This window comes from uncultured Lactobacillus sp. (assembly GCF_948948975.1).
Lineage (GTDB): Bacteria > Bacillota > Bacilli > Lactobacillales > Lactobacillaceae > Lactobacillus.
In genome coordinates this window covers 88,151-107,506 of the sequence record NZ_CARBVX010000002.1, presented here as the reverse complement: position 1 = coordinate 107,506, position 19,356 = coordinate 88,151, and the positions used below count along the sequence as shown (strand labels likewise).

The window sequence follows — 19,356 nt, the reverse complement described above, 5'->3', positions numbered from 1 at the left end:
TTCTTTTAAGAATATTGTATTATCAAGCTTTTACGCACTTATAAAGTAAGAAATACTTCTTATGCAATTATTTTCTACGTAAAAAGTACGTAAAAATTAAATTTTAAGAGAATTTACTGAACGCTTGAGTCTATCTTTTCTCTTTTTTGTAACAGTTGTATAGATATCCAAGGTGGTCTTAACATCGCTATGGCCGAGCATATACTGGACTTCTTGTGGATTGATAGTTTGGTCACTTTCAAAAAGCAGAGAGGCTAGCGTATGTCTCAAACCGTGAGTAGTAATTCTCTTTAGGTCAGGATTTTCTTTGTAAATTTTATCTAACCATGAATTGGTGATAGAAGTATTGTAGTAATCACCTGAACGATTACAAAAGATAAAGTCTGATTCAGCATTACTAAAGTTTTCTCTATAATTTTTCAATACATCTACTAGTTTATCAGACATTGGGAGTCCGTCAATTCGACGATACTTATCGTTGGTTTTTGTAGGACCGATTATTTTTTGCCATCTTCAGTAGTAGATACAGTTCTAGAAATATAAATGGTTTTTTGATCAAAATCTATGTCTGTCCATTTTAATGCAAAAGTTTCACCACGTCTTAATCCTAATGAAGCACTAGTAAACATGAATGCATAAATTTTAGGGCTAACCTTTTTTGCAGCATTGAGGAATGCTTTCAGCTCATCTTCTTCATAATAATTATCTTTGCTATCATGATTGGACTTTTTGCCTTTTTTAGGAATAATTACTCGATTAAAAGGATCATCCGTAGCCCAGCCCTTAAGAAGTGCTAGTTTTATGAGCCGATGCAATAAATTAACTATTGGCTTAAATTCAACATAATTTTTTGCCAATTCATTAATCCAATTTTGTAAATGGTCAGGGTCAATTTTATTTATATAAGCATTTCCAAACTCTGCTTTAATCTTTTTATACATGGTGTTATTACGTAGCAAGGTAGAAGGGCGCACAACTAATTTTTGAGACTCGTGAAAAGCTTTCCATGTATTTTGTACTGTTTTATTTTCTTGAAATTCTTGATGCTCATTGGCAACTGCAGTGCCCCCAGCAACTTTCAATCTATATTTTTCTTGTTCAGCCTCTTTTCTGGTAGAAAAACCTTGACGGGTCACTTTAACGCTTTTACCATTCTCTTCATTTTTACCGATATATGTTTTGAAGCCGTATTTAACTTTCCCGGATTTTAATTTATAAGTATAAATTTCATTATCTTTTTTTCTAGGCATTTTAGTTCACCTCCTTTCCAAGGGAACTGATGTTCAAATAAACTTGAAAATAAAACCAGTTGTTACACTGGTTATAGGCGATCTAAAATTTCTTTCTTTTTAGATTCAAACTCTTCTTGAGTAATTGCATCAGCATCTAAGAGCTGTTTTAGTTTTGTGATTTGATCTAGGTCTTTAGATGAAGATACTATTACTCGAGATTCTTTGACTGGTTTTTTCATATTATAAGGCATTTCTTTATAACCATTTTTAGACCAAGGAATAGATATAATTAATAAGGCAGCCGCTATTAAAGTATCTATCCAAACTAAACTCCCATATTCAGATCCTGGAAGTGAAATTTCTATCATCCAAATTACAATTCCAATTGTTTCAATAATAGTAAGGGTATAATCAAGCCATTTTTTTTGAAACATATAGCTCGTACTTGCTAAAACAGTTCCTACTAGTGCACTTACACCGCCTAAGATAATGCAGTCGCCACCTGTACTTGTTATGCTTTTAATATTATAACGTACACCAAGTATAGATAAATTAATGCCTCTGTAAAGAATATAAAAACCGAAAATAGCTAATAATAGACCACCAATTAAACGACGAACAATAAGTTTTTTCAACATTTTCCTCCAAGCAGCTTTTAGCGTCGATCAGGTATTGGACGTAAAAAGGCGTATTAAATTCTTTCAATACGCCTTGGTGTCAAAAGGAAAAAATTATATTAACGTGTAAAAAATTATTTAAGAATATTAGAAATGAAAGTAATAATTCCAGCGGCTGAAGCAAAGACTGAAATTAGGGTTAAAATAATCCATACTTTTTGATTAGCAAACTTAGTATTAACCTTTTCAGTATTTAGATCTATTTTTGTATCTATTTCAGCAAATCTTTTATCCATTTCGGCAAACTTATTATCTATATGATGCAATATTTTTTCATTACTTAGTTCTAATTCTTCATGTGTGACATATTTATCGTTCATGTTGTCACCTCCTGTACCATCATTATCGCTTATCTGGCGATTAGTTGGCACTGTTCCTGGATCGGCATGATTAACGTCTGTAAATGCGGTCGGTATGATGACATTGTCTTTCTTACTCATATTAATTCACCATAATTCTTGTGCTTATAAATGTACCTATACGCATTGTTTCACCAAATCCCATCTCATGATGAGACTTATTTGAGAATGCTAATCTAATATCAATTGATGATAATTTGAATGTAGAATTTTCTGTAGTACTATTTTTAATACTCAAATTTGAAGGGACTGTAAATTCATAAGTTAAATTTACTAAATTAGTATTTTCTTGCTTAATTTGAGAAATAGGAAGATCAATATATTGAAATGCTACAGCAGCGCCATGAGCCGATACATCTAAGTAAACTCGAGCAAAATCTTTACCATCTAAAGTATCAAGAAAACTTGGGAGGATATTTGCGATGACATTTAGTTTGATAGTAACTGTATTTTGCGTATCGTTAATATTTATTTGATAAATTTGTTCATTATTACTATTTAGAATTTTGAAGGACACAACCCCCATAACCGTATGCTTAGGATAAATGCCGATACCACCGTATTCATATATCATAAAATAATACCCCTTTTTAAATCTAAAGTTAGGCTTGTTATTTCTTCTTAGCGATGTACCTTAATAATTCTGACCTAACTTTGTCGTAATCGTTTGTTCCTATACTATGTGCCAAATCAACATAGTTTGCTTGGCTAGGTTCATTGTTTAAAGCAATAAATTGTCTGATTCTTTCCTTTATAACGAAATCATCAGCACAATCTTCACAAACTACTCTCGTAACATAGCTATATTTATAATCACGGTGGCTATAGTCATCGTTTTTAGCATGTCCAACTTCATGTAAGATAACTTTTTCAGTTTCTTCATCTGATAATCCTTCTTTGACCATTAATAAGTCGGGAAAGCCGTCAGGAGTTTTTACAATGCATCCTTTTTCGTGAGAGGGACCATATTGAAGATGAAGATTATATTTTTTAAGTAAGTATTTTAAATGGCTATCCATAATACTCACCTTGATCTATTTATTAAGAAGAGCCTTTAAATATTGTCTAATTAGCTCACGATCATGGTCATCTAGTGGTTTACCATCGTAAGAGTGGGCGTTGTCAAGCATGGCATCGAGGTCATGGTTATCAGCCATTGTTTTAGGCTTAGTAGCAAAACGTGGGTCTATTTCTGATTTGTCTACTTTAAAGAATTTAGCGAGTTTTTCAACGTTTTCTTCAGATGGGAGAGTTTTCCCACCAAAATAGTCACTAATAGTACTTCTTGGAATATTCGTTTCTTTTTGGATATCTATTTTCTTTAATCCACTTTGTAAGAGAAGATTATTTAAATTTGACGATATAATTTTCTTAGCTTCTAATTCACTAGGTGTTAAGTTGCTACGCCCCATATCGATTTTCCTCCGAATTAAATTCAACTATATTTTACCATTTTTTCAAAAAAATACGAAAAAAAGCTTGTATTCCGATTTAATCCGGTGTATTATATTTATGTAAGGTCAAGCAAGACCTTAACACTAGAAAGGAGAAAGGCATGATTGAGAGCATAATAATAGCCCTTGGCTTAGCATATGGCTTCTACAAGGTACGATTTGAAAGAGCTAAAGCTATTAACCAAGAGCTAGAAAACAAAAAACTCAAGCGAGAACTTGGTAACAAGAACTAGCTTGAACACTAGGCGGGAATACCGCCCGCTTAGTGTACGCTCTAATCATAGCAAGAGAAAATTATGAAAGCAATTGAAATTACTGCCTTAGTTCTCGCAATTATCTTATTTATAGCATGGTGCTATTATCGAATCAGATTAATTAAGGCAAAAAGAGAAGGGATGCGCCTACAAATTCAAATTAAACAAAAGGAGGCGCAAAATGCCGAAAATAACAGCAAAAGCAGCAAGAGTTAATGCTGATTTAACTCTTAAGGAAGCAGCTAAAAAGTTAGGACTGTCATATCAAACCTTATCCAGTTTGGAAAATGATGAAGACAAAATCACGCTAGGTTTAGCTAAAAAAATGTCAAAAATTTATCAAATTCCAATGGATTTTATTTTTAAATAAATATCCGATTTAAAAAGGATTAGCACTATATGGAATGGAATAAAATTCAAAAATATTTGGACGAAAAACAATGGTCTCTTGTTAAATTTTCAAAAATAAGTGGAGTTCCAGAAGGAACACTTAAAGAATACAAATTCAAAAAGACAGATCCGAGTTTTAAAAATGCTTGCAAGATTGCAGATGCATTGCAAATTAACTTAGACGAGTTAAGAGAGAAAAATATCAAATAGAAAAGAGATGAATAATGTCAGCCTTACAAACAGGAGTACTGTACTCAGTAATTTTACTAATCACTATTATTCTAGCGAGTTTTGGAATGAGAATTCTAGATAAAATAAGTGAATCACATTTCTTATATTGGTACATTCCCTATTGCATTATTATTTGGATTATTTTTTCGGTATATTGGATAGCTCCTTATTTATAACATCTACTACTTCAAAAATAAGTGACGTTGATACTGGCTTGCTATTTAAAAAGTCGAAAGTTATTTTCTGAAATATTTTTCGATCACGAGCTGGAATGTAAGGAAGAAGCGAGTAGTAAGTATTTATAAGATCAGTTTGATTACTTGGCTTAGAATGTTTTCTACGCTGGGGAAGATATTATCAGCAGATCAGATGTTATGCGATTTGTCGAAGAAAATGAGCGATTAGCCACTAATTGGCGTAAATATCGGCATTATTATAAGTCACAAGCAGAAGGTATTATCAGAGCGGATGCTAAGCCAAATGATAAACCTGACAATCGATTGATTAATAATTATGCCAAAAAGCTTATTGATACCTATACGGGTTTTGCGGTAGGTAAGCCTATCCAGATTACTCTTCAGGAAGATGTAGCTAATACAAGCTTATCCGAATTCAACAGAGCTAGAAGCATGGATACTCTATTTACCAAACTTTGGAAACAGTCAGCGATTTATGGAAAAACATATGCTTATGTTTATGGTGCAAATCAAGAGATATATGTAACAGATGCACCACCCACAGAGTGCTTTGTTATTTATGACTCTACAGTGGCCCACAATCCTTTATATGCTGTCAGATATTCCAAAATAGGATTAGCTGGTAGATATTCTATTACCTTGTATTCTGCACGCTATCAGTATGAATTTAATAGCGGGGATAATAATAATTCGCTAGGAAATCGTATTGTTAACCCGTTTGGCTTACTTCCAATTGTTGAAATTAAGGAAAATGATGAACGATTGAGTGTAATTGCTAACGTGATTACACTTATTGATGAGCTTGATAAGGCACTTAGTGAGAAGTCTAACGATGTTGATTATTTCGCTGACGCTTACATGAAGGTTCTCGGGGCTTTGCTAAACGATGAGGCTCTTAAAAAATTAAGAGATTACAGAATTATCAATTTAAAATCTTCAGATAGTGAAGATGATCCAGTTGAGCAACTAGATGTGGATTTTCTTAGCAAGCCTAATGCTGATACGACACAGGAGAATTTAATTAATCGGATCATAGATAACTTGTACCAGCTATCTATGATTGTCAACCTTAATGATAAGGATTTTGGCAACTCTACTGGCGTAGCGCTTGAGATGAAGTATAAGCCGATGATGAACTTATCAGTGTTAAAGGCTAGAGCTTTCTCTACTTCAATTAAGGCGATTTATGAGGTCGTTTTTGCGTCTGATCTAATTGATGGTGTTTCTAGGGATGCTTGGAAAGATCTTGACATACATCCCCAATATGATTTACCACATGACACTTTAACAGAGGCACAGACAGCACAAGCTTTGGCTAACTTAGGTATTTCTAGAGGTACTTGGCTGAAACAGATCTCTATTGTTGATGATCCACGCCAGGAAGAGAAGGCTATGGACCAAGAACATAAGAAACAGATTGAGGAAAATTTGGATGTACTTAAGAGTAATCATGCTGTAGTAGATGGTGATAACGATGACGACAGTCAAACAGGAAAAGCAACGGATCAATCAGCTACTAAGTAGGGATGCTAAGACAGATGAAAATATAGATGAGATCTATAACGAAGCTGTCGATAGACTAAGAAGTGTGGTAAATCAAGCATTTGATAAGTATTCTGTTGATGGAATTCTTGTGCCGGCTAATTTGCATAAAAAGGTTACTCGATCGGATATGCTACTTCTTAAACGGCAATATGATAAGCTACCAGATGAGCTTGAGTTGCCAGAAATTGAAAGACGAGATAATTACTTAGCTGTGAGTCAAACGTCCCAGAGAGGATTAATTACGGCTACTCTCGGAATGGTTTTAATCGGAGTTACTCATAAGGTTGTTTCAGCAATCAAAAAGAATAATCGAACTGCTGTTGATGATGAAGTGCAGTATATTCAGCAAAATAACGATCTATCTAAAACTCAAAAGAAAAGGATTAGAACCAAAGCTAGGAAAATTGAACAACCAGACTATGAATTTGAATCTAGCAATGATTTGAACGTCCCATGGTTGGATCGAATATGGTTAGATCATGATAAGATGCTAAATCGTATTGATAGCACTATTAACGATCAACTCAAACAAGGGATGCGTGCTGAGGATATAGCGGATAAACTTTTTCCGGAAAATGCAGAGAGCATGCGGCGGGATAATATCCCTAAAGCGGTAAGAGATGCTTCGGTATCAGCTAAAAGGTTAGCCAGAACGGAAGCAGCGACTAGAGAAGATGAGCTTACGGAACAGTCTTTTAAATCCCAAAAAGTTAAGTACTATGATTGGGTTACTGAGCCTGGTGCATGTAAGAAATGCTTGGCTATTGCTAGTTCTGGGCCTTATAAATTCGGCGATCCCGATAGTCCAAGGCCACCGGTAGATAGCCATCCTAATTGTAGATGCAGGAGAATTTCCGTTGATAATGATGAAGTTGATAATAGTAAAACTGCTTTGATTGCTGGAAGTCTGAGTGCTACGATAAAGAATAAAAAAATCGAAAATAGCGAAGCCAGTTACACTGCAGAAAATGTTATAATTAATGAAAAACACAGTGTTCCATTGAGTGCAGAACCTAATACTATTTTAGATACATATAAAAATGGTAAAAGAATAAAGAGACGGTACTATGATGCTAATGGAATTGCTATTAAAGATATTGACTTTACAGATCATGGTAACCCTAAGGAACATCCAATAGTTCCTCATGCACATGACTGGAGCTTTAAAGAGAAAAATGGCAAAAAAATTCCGAACCGAAGTAGCTATAGAGAGTTAACTATTGAAGAAAAGAAGCAAGTAAAGTGGGAAGGAGAGATTAGGGATGACTGATATTCAAGCAGTAATAGAAAATTATGATTACTTTAATCACCCTATGGTTAATGAGAATAATCAGCTAACTAGTCTTAATGCCTTGATTGCTGCTCTTGGCATCAATTCAGAGATAGATTTTTATTTAGATGATATTCGCTGGTACATTGGCCCCAGTAATGCTGGGTATACACTAAGTAAGAATAATGGAACATGGAAAAAAAGTTTTAAAACTATCAATGACCTTCTAAACTACAAAATTAATGGTAAAACATTAAGAAGTAGTTGGAAGGACATGTTGATAAACGAGTTATAGTTAGTTTATTAAACAAAATACTGGTTAAGACACCTTAAAGGGTGTCTTTTTTTATGCCCAAAACATGCTGATTGGCATTAAAAGCTGCAAGGATAGCAGATAGTCAAACAAGACTTTAAAAAGGGAGGATTCCGTTATGGAAGAACAAGCAAATAATACTGTTACTCAATCAGCCGACGTAGAGCCAGAAAAGCAAGATAGTGCACAATCTGAAAAGACTTTTTCACAAGCTGAAGTTGATGCAATGGTACAAAGTCGTTTAGCAAGAGAAAAAGAAAAGATGAGCAAGTCTCTTCGAACTGAGATTGAAGAAGATGTGCGAAATCAGATTAAAAATGAAGAGTCCGAAGCCAATAAGCTTAAAAAGATGGACGAAGATCAGCGCCGAAAGTATGAACTGGATAAGCGAGATCAAGAGATTAAGGAGCTTAAAGCTAAGCTAAATCGTTCAGAAATGGAGCATGTAGCTACTGATCTGTTGAGCAAAAAGGGAATTGTAGCTGATTCAGATACATTGGAATTTGTTGTAGCCGAAGATGCAGAAACAACTCAGACAAACATTGACCGCTTTGCTGATCTAATTAACAAGAAAGCTCAAGCTAACAGGCGAGCCGAGTTTGATATTCCGGAACCTAAGAGTGGAAGTAAGGGAGAAAAGGTTATTGATGCTAAGGAATTCGCAAAATTAGGCTATCATGAACGCTTTGAATTGAAGCAAAAGAACCCTACTCTCTATAAACAATTGATAGATAAATCATAGGAGGAAAAGGATAAATGGCAGATCAAACCACCTTATCAAGTGATGTACTAGATCCAGAAGTCTTAGCTGATATGATTCCAGCTAAGTTAGTTGCTGGACTTAAATTTACATCACTAGCTGAAGTGGATAACACTTTAGAAGGGACACCAGGATCAACAATAAAATTCCCGACTTGGAATTATATTGGTGACGCAAAAGATATTAAGGAAAATGAGCCAATCGACACTGAGAAACTTACTTATGGCTCTAAAGAAGCAACGATTAAAAAGATTGGTAAAGGTGGCTCCGTAACAGATGAAGCAGTAGAAACAGGTTATGGAGACCCATGGGGAGAACTATCCGATCAACTTGGACTATCGTTAGCTAATAAAGTTGATAATGATGTTTTAGATACATTACGTGAAGCAGTTCAAAAAGCTTCTGTTGATTTAACTTTGGATGGTATTCAGGATGCTTTGGATATCTATAATGATGAAGACGATTCCCCAACTGTATTAATTGTGTCTCCGAAAGCTGCCGGTCGATTAAGATTAGCCGCCGGTAAAGACTGGCTACGTGGAACTCAATTAGGGTCAGAGGCAGTTTCTAAAGGTGTATACGGAGATATTTTGGGTGTGCAGATTATTCGGTCTCGAAAATTAGATGCTGATGAAGCATTTTTAGTAAAAACTGGATTTGAAGATAAAAAGCCAGCCGTAAAATTAATGCTTAAACGTAGTATTAAAGTAAAACCTGATCCTGTACCAAAATACGATCGTACAGATGTATATGCGACTGCATTTGTTGCTCCATATCTTTTCGATCCATCAAAGGTTGTAAAAATTACTTTTAATGGTATTAACGGACCTAAAGGTACTAATGGGGCACCAGCCGATCAAGACAAAGAAGAAATTCCATCCAATGTCAAAGAAGAAAATAAGATTGGTACTAGATCTAAGAAAAAATCTTCTGAAACTCACGATAAGGCTCAAGAAACTGGATCAGATAGTAAAAAGCCTGGTGAAGTTTAATGTCTTACCAGGTTATTAAAGCATTCACTGATGGTAATGCTAATTCAGCTAATTCTTTAGGTGAGAAGCATGTTTACTGGGAAGGGGATGCTTATCCCTTTAAACCCTATGCAGGTGCTTGTACTAAGCTAAGAATTGCAGAATTAACAAATGGTGGCTTTATCAAGGAGATTGCTGAAGATGGAAGAACTAACACAGAAGATTAGTGAGCGTTTAAAGCTATTTCCCAATCTTAAAGATGCTCTAACACAATTAGATGAAGGGGCAGTTAGTGCATTCGTTGAAGATGCTATAGATCAAGCTAGATCAGATGGTTTTGCTAATTCAAATATCGTAAGAGGAGCTAGCTTTCTAGCGGCTCACTTCTGCAATTTGGCAAGTAATACCAACTCGCATATCTCTAAACAGCAAGCCTCTGTATTGTCTATTGAGTATTTCGACCGTGGTGGTAGTGACGATTATTTAGTTGAATACAATCGACTAAAAAAATCCCTCACTCAGAACACGATTAGATTTCTTTAGGAGGAGACTGTCATGGATATATCTATATCTGGAAGTCTTGAGGGTGACCTTGGGATTGAAAAGATGATTAATAACCTTAAAGAAATTGATGGTAAAGCTGTTGAAGCTGGTATCTTTGGTGGATTTGAGCAAAAAAAGGCAATGTGGCAGGAATATGGTACAAGTCGGGGCATCCCTTCAAGACCGTTCCTTCGAAATGCTCTCTATGAAAATGAATCACGCTTTGCTTCATTCATTTTGCCCTATCTTCAGAATGTCTTAGAAGGTGGATCCGCTGATGGAGTATTTGATGCACTTGGTCCTTTTATGGCTATGAGCATTCAAAGATCAATCGCTTCTGGTGGATTTGCTGCTTTAGCTCCTTCCACGATTAAGAAAAAAGGCCATAGCAAACCCCTACTTGATACTGGGGCAATGTATGGCGCTGTTACTTGGAAGAAGGTATAAGATGGCATTTTATATTGATATGACGTCCGTCTTAGATACTTTTGCTACTGATATTAAGGTTGTTAGTAATTCTAGTGATGGCGAATGGGTAGATGGTGAATGGCAAGAAAATAGTTCTACAAAAGAACAAATCTTTCATGAGCCGTTTATCCCTAATGATTTGGTCGGTCAATATTCTTTGATGAATATGTTAAGGGATGTTGGTAATGTAACTAAATACAATGCTATTTGGCTCTCTAAGACACCTAATTTTGAAAATGGGACAATTGTCCAACACAAAGAAAAAAGGTATAAGGTAGTCAATATTCAAGATCTTAGTGACTATTCAAATGTCACCATGTATTACTTACAAAGTGAGGAGGGAAATGATGGTAACAAGCTATGATTATTCAATTCTATATAAAACGTTTAGCCGGCTTATCAAGAGTCGGCTAAATTTGACTATGATTGAATTAAATGGCAACGGTAAACCACCAGAAGCTCCTTTTGTAGCATTTGACATCATTTCTCCGAAGATTCCTCTGGGCTTCCTAGAAGATGATAGAGCATTTGAATGTGTAGTCTCATTCACTGTATATGCCAAACGAAAGCTTGAGGCAATGCAGTTATGCAACACCTTACGCTCTGTGTTAGGAGATATAGAGTCAAGAGATACTTTTGATAAAAATACCATTGTGATGGTTGAGAGAATGCCTATTCAGGCAAGATATGTTGAAGAAACAAATACATATGCTTACATGTTTGGATTTGATGTAAAACTCCGACTATGGGAAACCTATGTCGATGGGCATGAAGGCATAATTGAACATGTTAAATATAAGGAGGAGACAGATGAGTAATACTTTATCTGATATTACTGTCAAACTTAACACTGAAACGCCAAGTACACCTGTAAATATGGGAAACTTGGCGCTTTTTGTTAAGGGCGGCGAACAAAATGTAGAGGGATTTAATTCCTACGAAGATTTACAGAAAGTCTATGGATCTAATGATTTAGTAAAGCAAGTTGCAAATGGCTATTTCAGTCAAGACGATCATGGAAACAAACTGTTTGTTATTACTTATACCGATGTAGCTACTGCTGCTACTGCTTTTTACGGTGAAGGCTGGGAATTTGCTACTGTATTACCAGTGATGACTGTAGTTCCAGTTCAAGTTCGTGGAGATGAAGAAATTGAGAACAAAGAACCAGTTACAGTCGATACCACTAATGAGTTAGCTGATGCAGTTGCTCTTTCCAATTTCATCGACGGCAAAAAAGAACGTTTTGCTGTTGTTGGTTTACCAGCAACTGCTGAAAATGTTGAAAAGATTGCCGATACCAAGAAAGCATTTGGCAATTCACCAAGAACTATTTTCTTTGTTTCTGGAAATAATCAAGCAGAGGCTGAATACGGAATTGGTGGTTTAGTTGGTGCAGTTGGTAACGAAACTGTTGGTTCTGTAACTTGGAAATTCCGCAAAATCGGTGGGGTTAAGCCAGTAGATCTAACTGTTACTCAAATTCAAAAGCTTCATGAAAGTAATGCATTCACTTATGTAACTAAGGCAGCTTTAGATCAAACATCTGAAGGTAAAACTTTAAGTGGTGAATTTATCGATACATTACATGGGGATGACTGGGTTAAAGCTTCGCTTGAAACTGAACTTCAAAAGTTACTTTCTAATTCTCCTAAGATTACGTTTGATGCTGCCGGAATTGCACAAATTGATGCGACAGTTACTGCTGTGCTAACTACCGCAACCAACAACGGCATTATTTCAGTAAATCCAGAAACTAATGCGGGGGAATTCACTGTAACCACAGCATCTCGTGCACAATCTTCTGAAGAGGATATTGCGCAACGAAATTATACCGGTTTGAAGTTCTCGTATACTCGTTCCGGTGCAATTCATACTGTTAAAGTTAACGGACAAATCAATATTTAGGAGGAAAATGAATGACTGACGTACGTTTATATGATGCGGTCAAAGCTAATATTGTTGTTAATGGCCGTACTATTCAAGGTTTTCAAGATGGTGATATGTTTTCATATACCTTCAAAGAAGAAAAAGTAAAAACTGCTGTTGACGCTCATGGTGACGCAGCAATTGCAATTAATAATAATCATTTAGCTACAGTAACTATTAACTTAACTGGTAACTCTGTAGATCATAAATATTTAAATGATATTGCTAATGCTAATAAACAAGTAACCTTACAGATTACATCTGAATTTGAAAAAGTTTCCGGTAATCAAGCTTTTATTACTAAAGTACCGGATGGCGCATTTGGTAAGGATACTCCCAAGCGTACATATACATTTGAAGTACTAGATATGAGAGTACAAGCTTTATAGAAAAATATTACTTAAATGGCTAGCGGTTCAACTCCGTTAGTCATTTTTAAATGAAACAGGAGAAAAAATAAACATGGCAGAAGACAAGACTATTTTAGATAACAAAACTGTAGAACCTCAAAAGATTGATCGTTTAGGTGCTCACGAAGATTGGACTTTCAAAGATGATAATGGCTATGAATGGAAGTATACTTTCCAATTCCCAGGCTTAAAGAAAGCTTATGAAATGATTGATAATGCGACTATGGCTAATGGACAAGTTGCTAAATCTATTATATTTGATGAATATCTTCAAAATGTTGTTGTTAGCGAACGATTAACCTCAATTGATGATTTAATTGATCGCCCAGGCGTTGATGATTTATTCAATGCCATTGATTCCTTTCTTGGTAACCTACTCTAGGCCATCTAATGACTTGGTCATCAGTAAGAAAGTTGATGACAATAGTATGTTCTGGTTTCCGATAATTGCTGGGGTAGCAAATAAAGAAGAGCTAGAACGTGCAACTATGGAAGAACTACAGATATATAACGAGGTGGCTAAGAGAAAAATAGAATTAATGGGAGGAGCTGACCTAGGTGGCGAATGAGACAACAATTCGAGCTAACGTTAAGGTCAGTGGCCTTTCAGAGCTGGAAAAAGCCAACAGCCTACTAAAAGAGGTTGATAGAACTCTATCAGGTCTAGGAAAAAGCTCTAGTTCTAATGGTTTAAGTGGCTTAATATCTAGCATCAATAAAGCTAAGGCAGAAGCTAAAGAACTAGAATCAACCCTTAAACAGGTTGATAGTGTGAGTTTTAACAAGATCGGGACTAGTGCAACCGAAGGGTTATCTAAAGCTGAAACCAAGGCTACTGAGCTTAAATCTAAGCTTGAACAGGCTACAAGAATTAAAGGCGAGGGCTTTGGTAAGTCGATTAGTGAAGGAGTTTCTAGTGCTGATCGAAGCATTGATAAGCTAAAAGGTTCGGTTAAAGAGTCAATCTCAGCGGAAAAAGAATTAGCTAGTGCTGCTAAATCAGTTGCTGAAGCCGAATCTAGAAGTGCAAGTGCTGCTGAAAAGGGAGCATCAGCAAGAAAACAAGCTGCTAACTCTGCTAAGCAAGAACGAGAGAGACAAGTATCTTCCGCAAGTGGATATCAAGCTGTTGCTGAGCGACCGGCTAAAAAAGAAGGCAAGATTACTGGAGCAATCCGTGATGTTGCAGGGATGTACACCCTCGGTAACTTAGCAGCTAATGGAATTATGTCCGCTGGCGAAGGCATTAAAGATTTCTTTAGTTCTGGTATAGATTACATTAATACCCAGCAAACCTCACAAGTTTCGTGGGCTTCAAATGCTCGATCAGTAAGTAAACTTCTTGGAAAAAATATGTCGGCTTCCCAAGCCACTCGTTTCTCCAAAAGAATGGTTGAGGATCTTCAAAAAACTGCTATTGAAGCAGGAAATGACTATGGTCAAGTTTCAGATGCTGCATTAGCTTTTTATGCTACTGGTGCTGGCGTTTCAACTGCTGGTAATAAGAAGAAAACTCTTCAGCTTACTAAAGACATGCTCAATCTACAAGATGCAGGAGCAATGAATGACGAAGAAATGGGACGTTTCATTTCTTCTGTAGCTAAAACTCTCGATCAAGACAAGTTGACGACAGATCGACTTAATCAGCTAAAAGCATTTAATCCTAACATTGATGAGTATCTAGAACGAGCTCATAAACAACGGACTGGTAAAAATGCGAAGAAGCCAGGAGAATATACTGGTAATGATCTGGTTGAAGCTCTTCATATGGCCGGAATGGCACCGGGAGTATCAGATGCTTCTAAAAAGATGAATCAAAGCTTGGCTGGTGTAAGAAGATCAGTTAAGAATGGTTTGAAAGTAATTAGTGGAGAATTCGAAAAGAGTTTAGCTTCTGGATTAGACAAATCTTTTGGTGGTAAAGGAAATTTATTCTCTAAAATTACTGATACTTTTACCGATGCTGATAAGATGAAATCATTTAGCCAGAAAATGGCTAAAAACACGACCGGAGTAATTAGTACTGCTGGGCATGGTGCGAGAGAAGCTTATGATGTAGCTAAGCAACTATATGATGTGGCCAAACCTGTTGCTGGTGGTTTTGGATCTGGATTCATTGGTCAAGTTAAGACTTTCAAACGTGGGTTAGTTGATGCTTACCACGGCGTTAAGGATACTATCAATAACGTTACTGGGATGATTCCTAAAGGCACTAAGAAGAATTTAACTGATTTTGGAAAATCTCTTGGTCAAAACGCTGGTAAAGGATCAGCATATTTACTGGGGATTCGTGCCCTATCTAAGGTGCCCGGTATTGGTAAGCTTACAACTAAAGCATTTCAGCCACTTTTAGGTTTAACTTCCAAAGTTCCAGTAGTTGGTAAAGGTCTAAGCGGTCTGTTAAGTAAAGTCACTGGCATTAAGCAGATTAAAGATGTCAGAGAGAGCACTGCTGCTGGTAAGATGCAAAATGCAGCAAATACTATGATGTCTGCTGCTAATAAGATGAATTCTAGTAGTCCAGCCGGCAAATCCTTTAGCAGAACAGCTGGTAATGTTGATGGTAGAACATCATCTGTTTTAAATACATTACCCGAAGGTAATGCATGGGATGTGGGCGGTCTTACTCGGCAAGAGTTATATCATGGTGCAAATACTACTAGATATGCTAGAGCTAGGGACAACTCTAATGCTTGGTTTAACCGAGCTTACAGTCGTGGTCAAGAAATCCTTGGTCCAGTTGGAACTCGTCAACGAGCTAATGCAGGACTAATCACTCGTATAAAAGGTGGTTTCTTAAGCGGAGTTGGCCGTGCTGGTCAGAAGGTCTTCGGAGAAAATCATGTAGGAAATGCTCTATACAGAGGAACGCTTGCTACAGGTCGAGGCATAAGAGCTACTGGTAGATTTATCGGTAAAGGTGCTCCAGGGATGAATGCCCTGTTTGCTGGCATGGACGCTCTAACCGTCCTTGGTACAACCAAGTCTGGTTCCCTTGCTCGCCATAAGGGTATTGGTGGAGCAATCGGTGGTGGGGTTGGTTCTACTTTAGGAATGGCAGCTGGATCGTTCTTTGGTCCAGTTGGAATAGCTGTCGGTGAAATGGCCGGTCAGTGGATTGGTAATAAGGCTGGAGAATGGATTGGCGGTATGTTTGGTGGCTCTAAGTCATCAAGCAAGTCTAAGAAATCCTGGTCTCAGAATCAGCAAAGCAAAGCTGAAAGAGCCTACGCTAAAGATCGATTTACTTCCGGCTACAATCAAATGTATAAGTCCGCTGGCCAAAAAGCTACTGTTTCAGCGGCTAGCGCCTATAGAACTCTTAATGCTGCACAAAAGGGTAATTCTAAGGCCCGTACTGCATCTATGCATTACCAAGATGCATTACAGGCTGGTGATGTGACATCTGCTGAGAAATATCGTAAACAAATGGTATCTCAGATTAAATCTGAGGATGCTAAAGATATTCAAAGCGCACAAAAATCATTATCTAATGCTAAAAAGGCCCAAAGTAAAGCCTATGGTGAAGCTTATAAACGAGCTTTAACTAGCTTAAGAATGGATCCTAACTCACGTAGTCGAACTACCAAGGATCTAAAAAAATTAGCAAAAGCAACTGCTCTTAATGATCGGGATTATAAACGAGCTGCTTCACGAACCAAAACGGCACAAAGTAAACTTTCCTCAAAAAAGCGTAAGTACAAAACTGAAACTGGTGAAGATTACAAGCCTAAGCGTAAAAAAGCAACTGTTCGTGCAAAAGCTAAAGGCGCTAAGAGTGTAAAGAAACTCTCTAAGGCTACCAGAGGCGTTAAGAGTAAGAAAGCTAGCGTCAAGGCAAAAACTTCTGGTAGCAAGAAAGTGAAACAACTTTCAAAGGATACTAAGAAGTTTAAAGGTAAGAAAGCAACCGTTAAGGCGAAAACTTCAGGTGGCAAGAAGGTAAAACAGCTTTCTAAAGATACTAAGAAAGTTAAAAATAAGAAGGCTAGTGTCAAGGCTAAGACTTCCGGTGGTAAGAAAGTAAAGCAGCTAGCTAAAGATACCAAGAAGGTCAAAAACAAGAAAGCTAAAGTAACAGCTAAAACCAAAGGCTCTAAGAACGTAAAGAAGCTTTCTAAAGATCTTAAAAAGGTAAAGAATAAAAAAGCTAGTGTTAAGGCAAAAACATCCGGTAGCAAGAAAGTTAAAAAACTCTCTAAGGATCTTAAAAAGGTTAAGAATAAGAAAGCTAAAGTATCAGTTAAGACTAGTGGTTCAAGTCTACTTAAAAAGCTTTCCAACCTTATAAAGAAAGTCAAAAACAAAAAGGCAACAGTTAAAGCTAAAACTACTGGTAACAGTAAGGTAAAGCAACTTTCTAAAGATCTAAAGAAGGTTAAAAATAGAAACGTCAAAGTTACTGTTAAAACTTCTGGTAGCAGCAAAGTTAAGAGTTTATCTCGTGATATTAAACGCCTTAAGGGTAAAAGCGTTCGAGTAACTGCTAGAGCTTCTGGCACTAGCGCAGTGAATAAACTTAAGGGATCTATTCGATCACTTAAGAATAAAACTGCACGGGTTACTGCTCATACTAGTGGCACAAGCCAAGTAACACGCCTAAAGACTGCGATTAATGGGGTTAAAAATAAAAATGTCTCAGTACTTGCAAAAGTTACTGGGACTGGTCAAGTTAAAGGTTTAACTAGCGCAATTAACACTGTTAAGGGTAAAAAAGTTAGTGTTGTTGCTAATGTATCAGGTACAAGCCAAGTAAGAGCGCTGGTATCAGCAATTAACGCTGTTCACAGCAAAACAGTGTCTATTACTGCTAATGTTCACAAAAATGGGCATCTTGCTACTGGTTCTCCTGGTGCAGTTGCTGCCTTTAGTCGATTGGCAACGGGTACGCCTAGATTTGCTTTAGCTAAAGGTACTCCTGCAGCTACTACAGCTCAATGGTCAGCAAATGGAGGGGTTAAAAAGGGTACCTACCTAGTAAATGACGCTCCAGGTGCTGATTTTGTGGAAGCCTTTATGACCAAAGCCGGTACAATTGGGCTGTTTCCAAAGCAAAGGAACTTGCTTGTACCACTTGATGAAGGTACACAAGTACTTAATGCTAAAGATACCAAGAAGCGTTTTCCACGCCTTGAAAAAGGTACTCTTAGTTTTGGCGGCACCACTAATAATCACGAAACAAGTAATAATAGCCAAAAAGTTGTGCAGAACCACAACACATTTAATATTAATGTAACTGTTGATACTAAGGGCGGACCAGTAGATAAGAAGACTATCCAAAAAATTGCTAATGAAATTGCCGAAAAACTAACAATTGCTTTCCCAGAAACGGAGGTGTAGGTAATGGCCATATTACAAAAAGGTAATACCGGAGTTGAAATCTTTTCTGAATCCGAAGAAGAAGAAATCACTAACAGGGTGGCCCAATATCCGGTTCAATCAGGCAATAATATTACAGATCATACTCAGAGAGAGTCCTTAACTTGGACTTTTGAGGGGAAGATTTTTGGTAAAAATAAAGCTGAAATTGACCGGAAATATGGTCAATTAGCGTCTTGGCAACATGATGGGGCACTCCTCGTCTACACTGGTGCCATTAGAAGAAGTTCGATGTTGATTACTAACCTACATAGGACTGAAGATGATGGAGGATTTGTTAATGCAATCAAGTTCAGCATGGAATTAACTCATGTCGAGATCGTTAAATCTAGTTTTGTGAAGGCTGTAAATGTGGGACCTAAAAAGCCTAGTCCACCCGCTAATCCGGGTGTTTGGGTGACTGTTCGACCTGGTAACACATACTGGGGCTGGATGATGCAGTATGGCACATCCATTCAGCAGTTGCGTAACTGGAATCACTGGCCAGACCGGCGCATTCCAATTGGTGTGAGAGCGAGGGTTAAATAATGTCATATAGAGCCAAATTTGATATTGATCTAACTAACTTGCCACAGATTTTTTCTACTAGTTTTGGAAATGCTACTGTTAGCCTAGGCATTAACTACAATGCACTAGGCGATTTTTATACAGTCGATCTGTATGATAATCAAGGCAATGAGGTTATCATGGGTGAAAAATTAATCTATGGAAAGCGTTTATGGAGAAACTATGGTGATCCACGCATTCCATCAATTGATTTAATACCTCTGGATGAATCTGGAGTAACCAAAATTTGCAATAAAGAGACGTTTGGTAAGACAGTATTTCTTTATATAGATACGGTGGTGGAATTACATGGCTAAACCTCAGTTTAATTTTGAGTGCAAAGTTGTTGTACATACTGCCAACGCTAATTTAACGTATCAATACGGCAAAATGGCTAATGCAATAGAAATACATTTCAATGTGCCCTT

At 36.9% G+C, this 19,356-nt stretch carries 28 protein-coding genes; 21 read left to right on the top strand and 7 right to left on the bottom strand.

Annotation, left to right across the window (positions count from 1 at the left end):
- Positions 1-96 precede the first annotated feature (96 nt).
- From Q9R40_RS01535 to Q9R40_RS01505, 7 genes are all read right to left on the bottom strand, one after another.
- Positions 97-462, bottom strand: coding sequence for a tyrosine-type recombinase/integrase (locus Q9R40_RS01535; RefSeq protein ID WP_370648954.1), 366 nt, complete (start codon positions 460-462; stop codon positions 97-99).
- Positions 463-497: 35 nt separating this feature from the next.
- Positions 498-1,250: an Arm DNA-binding domain-containing protein gene (locus Q9R40_RS01530; RefSeq protein WP_304676042.1), complete on the bottom strand. Its 753-nt coding sequence runs from the start codon at positions 1,248-1,250 to the stop codon at positions 498-500.
- Between the two features lie 71 nt (positions 1,251-1,321).
- The gene (locus Q9R40_RS01525; RefSeq protein ID WP_304676041.1) at positions 1,322-1,867 is read right to left on the bottom strand and encodes an SHOCT domain-containing protein; all 546 of its coding nucleotides are present in this window, start codon (positions 1,865-1,867) and stop codon (positions 1,322-1,324) included.
- Between the two features lie 116 nt (positions 1,868-1,983).
- A complete protein-coding gene (locus tag Q9R40_RS01520) occupies positions 1,984-2,349 on the bottom strand; it encodes a hypothetical protein (RefSeq protein ID WP_304676040.1) in 366 nt (121 codons plus the stop codon).
- A gap of 1 nt (position 2,350) precedes the next feature.
- On the bottom strand, positions 2,351-2,842 hold the full coding sequence (locus Q9R40_RS01515; RefSeq protein ID WP_304676039.1) for a hypothetical protein: 492 nt from the start codon (positions 2,840-2,842) through the stop codon (positions 2,351-2,353).
- A 37-nt stretch (positions 2,843-2,879) separates the two neighbouring features.
- A complete protein-coding gene (locus Q9R40_RS01510) occupies positions 2,880-3,287 on the bottom strand; it encodes an ImmA/IrrE family metallo-endopeptidase (protein WP_304676038.1) in 408 nt (135 codons plus the stop codon).
- A gap of 15 nt (positions 3,288-3,302) precedes the next feature.
- Positions 3,303-3,680 (bottom strand): helix-turn-helix transcriptional regulator, encoded by a 378-nt coding sequence (locus Q9R40_RS01505; protein ID WP_304676037.1) that lies wholly within the window; start codon positions 3,678-3,680, stop codon positions 3,303-3,305.
- Between the two features lie 143 nt (positions 3,681-3,823).
- Between Q9R40_RS01505 and Q9R40_RS01500 the strand changes: the two genes are divergently transcribed.
- From Q9R40_RS01500 to Q9R40_RS01400, 21 genes are all read left to right on the top strand, one after another.
- Positions 3,824-3,955: a hypothetical protein gene (locus Q9R40_RS01500; RefSeq protein ID WP_304676036.1), complete on the top strand. Its 132-nt coding sequence runs from the start codon at positions 3,824-3,826 to the stop codon at positions 3,953-3,955.
- A 63-nt stretch (positions 3,956-4,018) separates the two neighbouring features.
- Positions 4,019-4,192 (top strand): hypothetical protein, encoded by a 174-nt coding sequence (locus tag Q9R40_RS01495; RefSeq protein ID WP_260308225.1) that lies wholly within the window; start codon positions 4,019-4,021, stop codon positions 4,190-4,192.
- Complete coding sequence (locus tag Q9R40_RS01490; RefSeq protein ID WP_278896294.1) at positions 4,158-4,346, top strand: helix-turn-helix transcriptional regulator; 189 nt, start codon at positions 4,158-4,160, stop codon at positions 4,344-4,346. The genes Q9R40_RS01495 and Q9R40_RS01490 overlap by 35 nt, the downstream gene beginning before the upstream one ends.
- 29 nt (positions 4,347-4,375) lie before the next feature.
- Entirely contained in the window at positions 4,376-4,576 is a 201-nt protein-coding gene (locus Q9R40_RS01485; protein ID WP_304676035.1) for a helix-turn-helix transcriptional regulator, read from the top strand.
- 395 nt (positions 4,577-4,971) lie between these two features.
- Positions 4,972-6,318: a phage portal protein gene (locus Q9R40_RS01480; protein WP_304676034.1), complete on the top strand. Its 1,347-nt coding sequence runs from the start codon at positions 4,972-4,974 to the stop codon at positions 6,316-6,318.
- Positions 6,269-7,609 (top strand): hypothetical protein, encoded by a 1,341-nt coding sequence (locus Q9R40_RS01475; protein ID WP_304676033.1) that lies wholly within the window; start codon positions 6,269-6,271, stop codon positions 7,607-7,609. The genes Q9R40_RS01480 and Q9R40_RS01475 overlap by 50 nt, the downstream gene beginning before the upstream one ends.
- Positions 7,602-7,904 (top strand): hypothetical protein, encoded by a 303-nt coding sequence (locus tag Q9R40_RS01470; RefSeq protein WP_304676032.1) that lies wholly within the window; start codon positions 7,602-7,604, stop codon positions 7,902-7,904. The genes Q9R40_RS01475 and Q9R40_RS01470 overlap by 8 nt, the downstream gene beginning before the upstream one ends.
- 136 nt (positions 7,905-8,040) lie before the next feature.
- Positions 8,041-8,664: a DUF4355 domain-containing protein gene (locus Q9R40_RS01465; protein ID WP_304676031.1), complete on the top strand. Its 624-nt coding sequence runs from the start codon at positions 8,041-8,043 to the stop codon at positions 8,662-8,664.
- Between the two features lie 14 nt (positions 8,665-8,678).
- Positions 8,679-9,674, top strand: coding sequence for a N4-gp56 family major capsid protein (locus Q9R40_RS01460; protein WP_304676030.1), 996 nt, complete (start codon positions 8,679-8,681; stop codon positions 9,672-9,674).
- Positions 9,674-9,880: a hypothetical protein gene (locus Q9R40_RS01455; protein ID WP_304676029.1), complete on the top strand. Its 207-nt coding sequence runs from the start codon at positions 9,674-9,676 to the stop codon at positions 9,878-9,880. The genes Q9R40_RS01460 and Q9R40_RS01455 overlap by 1 nt, the downstream gene beginning before the upstream one ends.
- Positions 9,855-10,196, top strand: coding sequence for a hypothetical protein (locus tag Q9R40_RS01450; RefSeq protein ID WP_304676028.1), 342 nt, complete (start codon positions 9,855-9,857; stop codon positions 10,194-10,196). Before Q9R40_RS01455 ends, Q9R40_RS01450 begins: the two co-directional genes overlap by 26 nt.
- Positions 10,197-10,208: 12 nt before the next feature.
- Positions 10,209-10,643, top strand: a complete 435-nt coding sequence (locus tag Q9R40_RS01445; RefSeq protein ID WP_278896336.1) for a hypothetical protein — start codon at positions 10,209-10,211, stop codon at positions 10,641-10,643.
- Between the two features lies 1 nt (position 10,644).
- Complete coding sequence (locus Q9R40_RS01440; protein ID WP_304676027.1) at positions 10,645-11,028, top strand: hypothetical protein; 384 nt, start codon at positions 10,645-10,647, stop codon at positions 11,026-11,028.
- Positions 11,009-11,482 (top strand): hypothetical protein, encoded by a 474-nt coding sequence (locus tag Q9R40_RS01435; RefSeq protein WP_304676026.1) that lies wholly within the window; start codon positions 11,009-11,011, stop codon positions 11,480-11,482. The genes Q9R40_RS01440 and Q9R40_RS01435 overlap by 20 nt, the downstream gene beginning before the upstream one ends.
- The gene (locus tag Q9R40_RS01430) at positions 11,475-12,572 is read left to right on the top strand and encodes a DUF3383 family protein (protein ID WP_304676025.1); all 1,098 of its coding nucleotides are present in this window, start codon (positions 11,475-11,477) and stop codon (positions 12,570-12,572) included. Before Q9R40_RS01435 ends, Q9R40_RS01430 begins: the two co-directional genes overlap by 8 nt.
- 11 nt (positions 12,573-12,583) lie before the next feature.
- Complete coding sequence (locus Q9R40_RS01425; RefSeq protein WP_304676024.1) at positions 12,584-12,982, top strand: hypothetical protein; 399 nt, start codon at positions 12,584-12,586, stop codon at positions 12,980-12,982.
- A 73-nt stretch (positions 12,983-13,055) separates the two neighbouring features.
- Entirely contained in the window at positions 13,056-13,385 is a 330-nt protein-coding gene (locus tag Q9R40_RS01420) for a hypothetical protein (protein WP_304676023.1), read from the top strand.
- Positions 13,351-13,572, top strand: a complete 222-nt coding sequence (locus tag Q9R40_RS01415; protein WP_304676022.1) for a hypothetical protein — start codon at positions 13,351-13,353, stop codon at positions 13,570-13,572. The genes Q9R40_RS01420 and Q9R40_RS01415 overlap by 35 nt, the downstream gene beginning before the upstream one ends.
- Positions 13,562-18,343 carry a hypothetical protein gene (locus Q9R40_RS01410; RefSeq protein WP_304676021.1) on the top strand — a complete coding sequence of 1,594 codons (4,782 nt, stop codon included), beginning with the start codon at positions 13,562-13,564 and terminating at the stop codon, positions 18,341-18,343. The genes Q9R40_RS01415 and Q9R40_RS01410 overlap by 11 nt, the downstream gene beginning before the upstream one ends.
- Before the next feature lie 3 nt (positions 18,344-18,346).
- A complete protein-coding gene (locus tag Q9R40_RS01405) occupies positions 18,347-18,910 on the top strand; it encodes a phage baseplate protein (RefSeq protein WP_304676020.1) in 564 nt (187 codons plus the stop codon).
- The gene (locus Q9R40_RS01400; protein ID WP_304676019.1) at positions 18,910-19,245 is read left to right on the top strand and encodes a hypothetical protein; all 336 of its coding nucleotides are present in this window, start codon (positions 18,910-18,912) and stop codon (positions 19,243-19,245) included. Before Q9R40_RS01405 ends, Q9R40_RS01400 begins: the two co-directional genes overlap by 1 nt.
- Positions 19,246-19,356: the final 111 nt, after the last annotated feature.

What these genes read in the sequence shown, in the direction of transcription:
- Q9R40_RS01530 (WP_304676042.1), bottom strand. Translation starts at nt 1,250, where the DNA reads ATGCCTAGAAAAAAAGATAATGAAATTTATACTTATAAATTAAAATCC.
- Q9R40_RS01520 (WP_304676040.1), bottom strand. Translation starts at nt 2,349, where the DNA reads ATGAGTAAGAAAGACAATGTCATCATACCGACCGCATTTACAGACGTT.
- Q9R40_RS01515 (WP_304676039.1), bottom strand. Translation starts at nt 2,842, where the DNA reads ATGATATATGAATACGGTGGTATCGGCATTTATCCTAAGCATACGGTT.
- Q9R40_RS01510 (WP_304676038.1), bottom strand. Translation starts at nt 3,287, where the DNA reads ATGGATAGCCATTTAAAATACTTACTTAAAAAATATAATCTTCATCTT.
- Q9R40_RS01505 (WP_304676037.1), bottom strand. Translation starts at nt 3,680, where the DNA reads ATGGGGCGTAGCAACTTAACACCTAGTGAATTAGAAGCTAAGAAAATT.
- Q9R40_RS01500 (WP_304676036.1), top strand. Translation starts at nt 3,824, where the DNA reads ATGATTGAGAGCATAATAATAGCCCTTGGCTTAGCATATGGCTTCTAC.
- Q9R40_RS01495 (WP_260308225.1), top strand. Translation starts at nt 4,019, where the DNA reads ATGAAAGCAATTGAAATTACTGCCTTAGTTCTCGCAATTATCTTATTT.
- Q9R40_RS01490 (WP_278896294.1), top strand. Translation starts at nt 4,158, where the DNA reads ATGCCGAAAATAACAGCAAAAGCAGCAAGAGTTAATGCTGATTTAACT.
- Q9R40_RS01485 (WP_304676035.1), top strand. Translation starts at nt 4,376, where the DNA reads ATGGAATGGAATAAAATTCAAAAATATTTGGACGAAAAACAATGGTCT.
- Q9R40_RS01480 (WP_304676034.1), top strand. Translation starts at nt 4,972, where the DNA reads ATGCGATTTGTCGAAGAAAATGAGCGATTAGCCACTAATTGGCGTAAA.
- Q9R40_RS01475 (WP_304676033.1), top strand. Translation starts at nt 6,269, where the DNA reads ATGACGACAGTCAAACAGGAAAAGCAACGGATCAATCAGCTACTAAGT.
- Q9R40_RS01470 (WP_304676032.1), top strand. Translation starts at nt 7,602, where the DNA reads ATGACTGATATTCAAGCAGTAATAGAAAATTATGATTACTTTAATCAC.
- Q9R40_RS01465 (WP_304676031.1), top strand. Translation starts at nt 8,041, where the DNA reads ATGGAAGAACAAGCAAATAATACTGTTACTCAATCAGCCGACGTAGAG.
- Q9R40_RS01460 (WP_304676030.1), top strand. Translation starts at nt 8,679, where the DNA reads ATGGCAGATCAAACCACCTTATCAAGTGATGTACTAGATCCAGAAGTC.
- Q9R40_RS01455 (WP_304676029.1), top strand. Translation starts at nt 9,674, where the DNA reads ATGTCTTACCAGGTTATTAAAGCATTCACTGATGGTAATGCTAATTCA.
- Q9R40_RS01450 (WP_304676028.1), top strand. Translation starts at nt 9,855, where the DNA reads ATGGAAGAACTAACACAGAAGATTAGTGAGCGTTTAAAGCTATTTCCC.
- Q9R40_RS01445 (WP_278896336.1), top strand. Translation starts at nt 10,209, where the DNA reads ATGGATATATCTATATCTGGAAGTCTTGAGGGTGACCTTGGGATTGAA.
- Q9R40_RS01440 (WP_304676027.1), top strand. Translation starts at nt 10,645, where the DNA reads ATGGCATTTTATATTGATATGACGTCCGTCTTAGATACTTTTGCTACT.
- Q9R40_RS01435 (WP_304676026.1), top strand. Translation starts at nt 11,009, where the DNA reads ATGATGGTAACAAGCTATGATTATTCAATTCTATATAAAACGTTTAGC.
- Q9R40_RS01430 (WP_304676025.1), top strand. Translation starts at nt 11,475, where the DNA reads ATGAGTAATACTTTATCTGATATTACTGTCAAACTTAACACTGAAACG.
- Q9R40_RS01425 (WP_304676024.1), top strand. Translation starts at nt 12,584, where the DNA reads ATGACTGACGTACGTTTATATGATGCGGTCAAAGCTAATATTGTTGTT.
- Q9R40_RS01420 (WP_304676023.1), top strand. Translation starts at nt 13,056, where the DNA reads ATGGCAGAAGACAAGACTATTTTAGATAACAAAACTGTAGAACCTCAA.
- Q9R40_RS01415 (WP_304676022.1), top strand. Translation starts at nt 13,351, where the DNA reads ATGCCATTGATTCCTTTCTTGGTAACCTACTCTAGGCCATCTAATGAC.
- Q9R40_RS01405 (WP_304676020.1), top strand. Translation starts at nt 18,347, where the DNA reads ATGGCCATATTACAAAAAGGTAATACCGGAGTTGAAATCTTTTCTGAA.
- Q9R40_RS01400 (WP_304676019.1), top strand. Translation starts at nt 18,910, where the DNA reads ATGTCATATAGAGCCAAATTTGATATTGATCTAACTAACTTGCCACAG.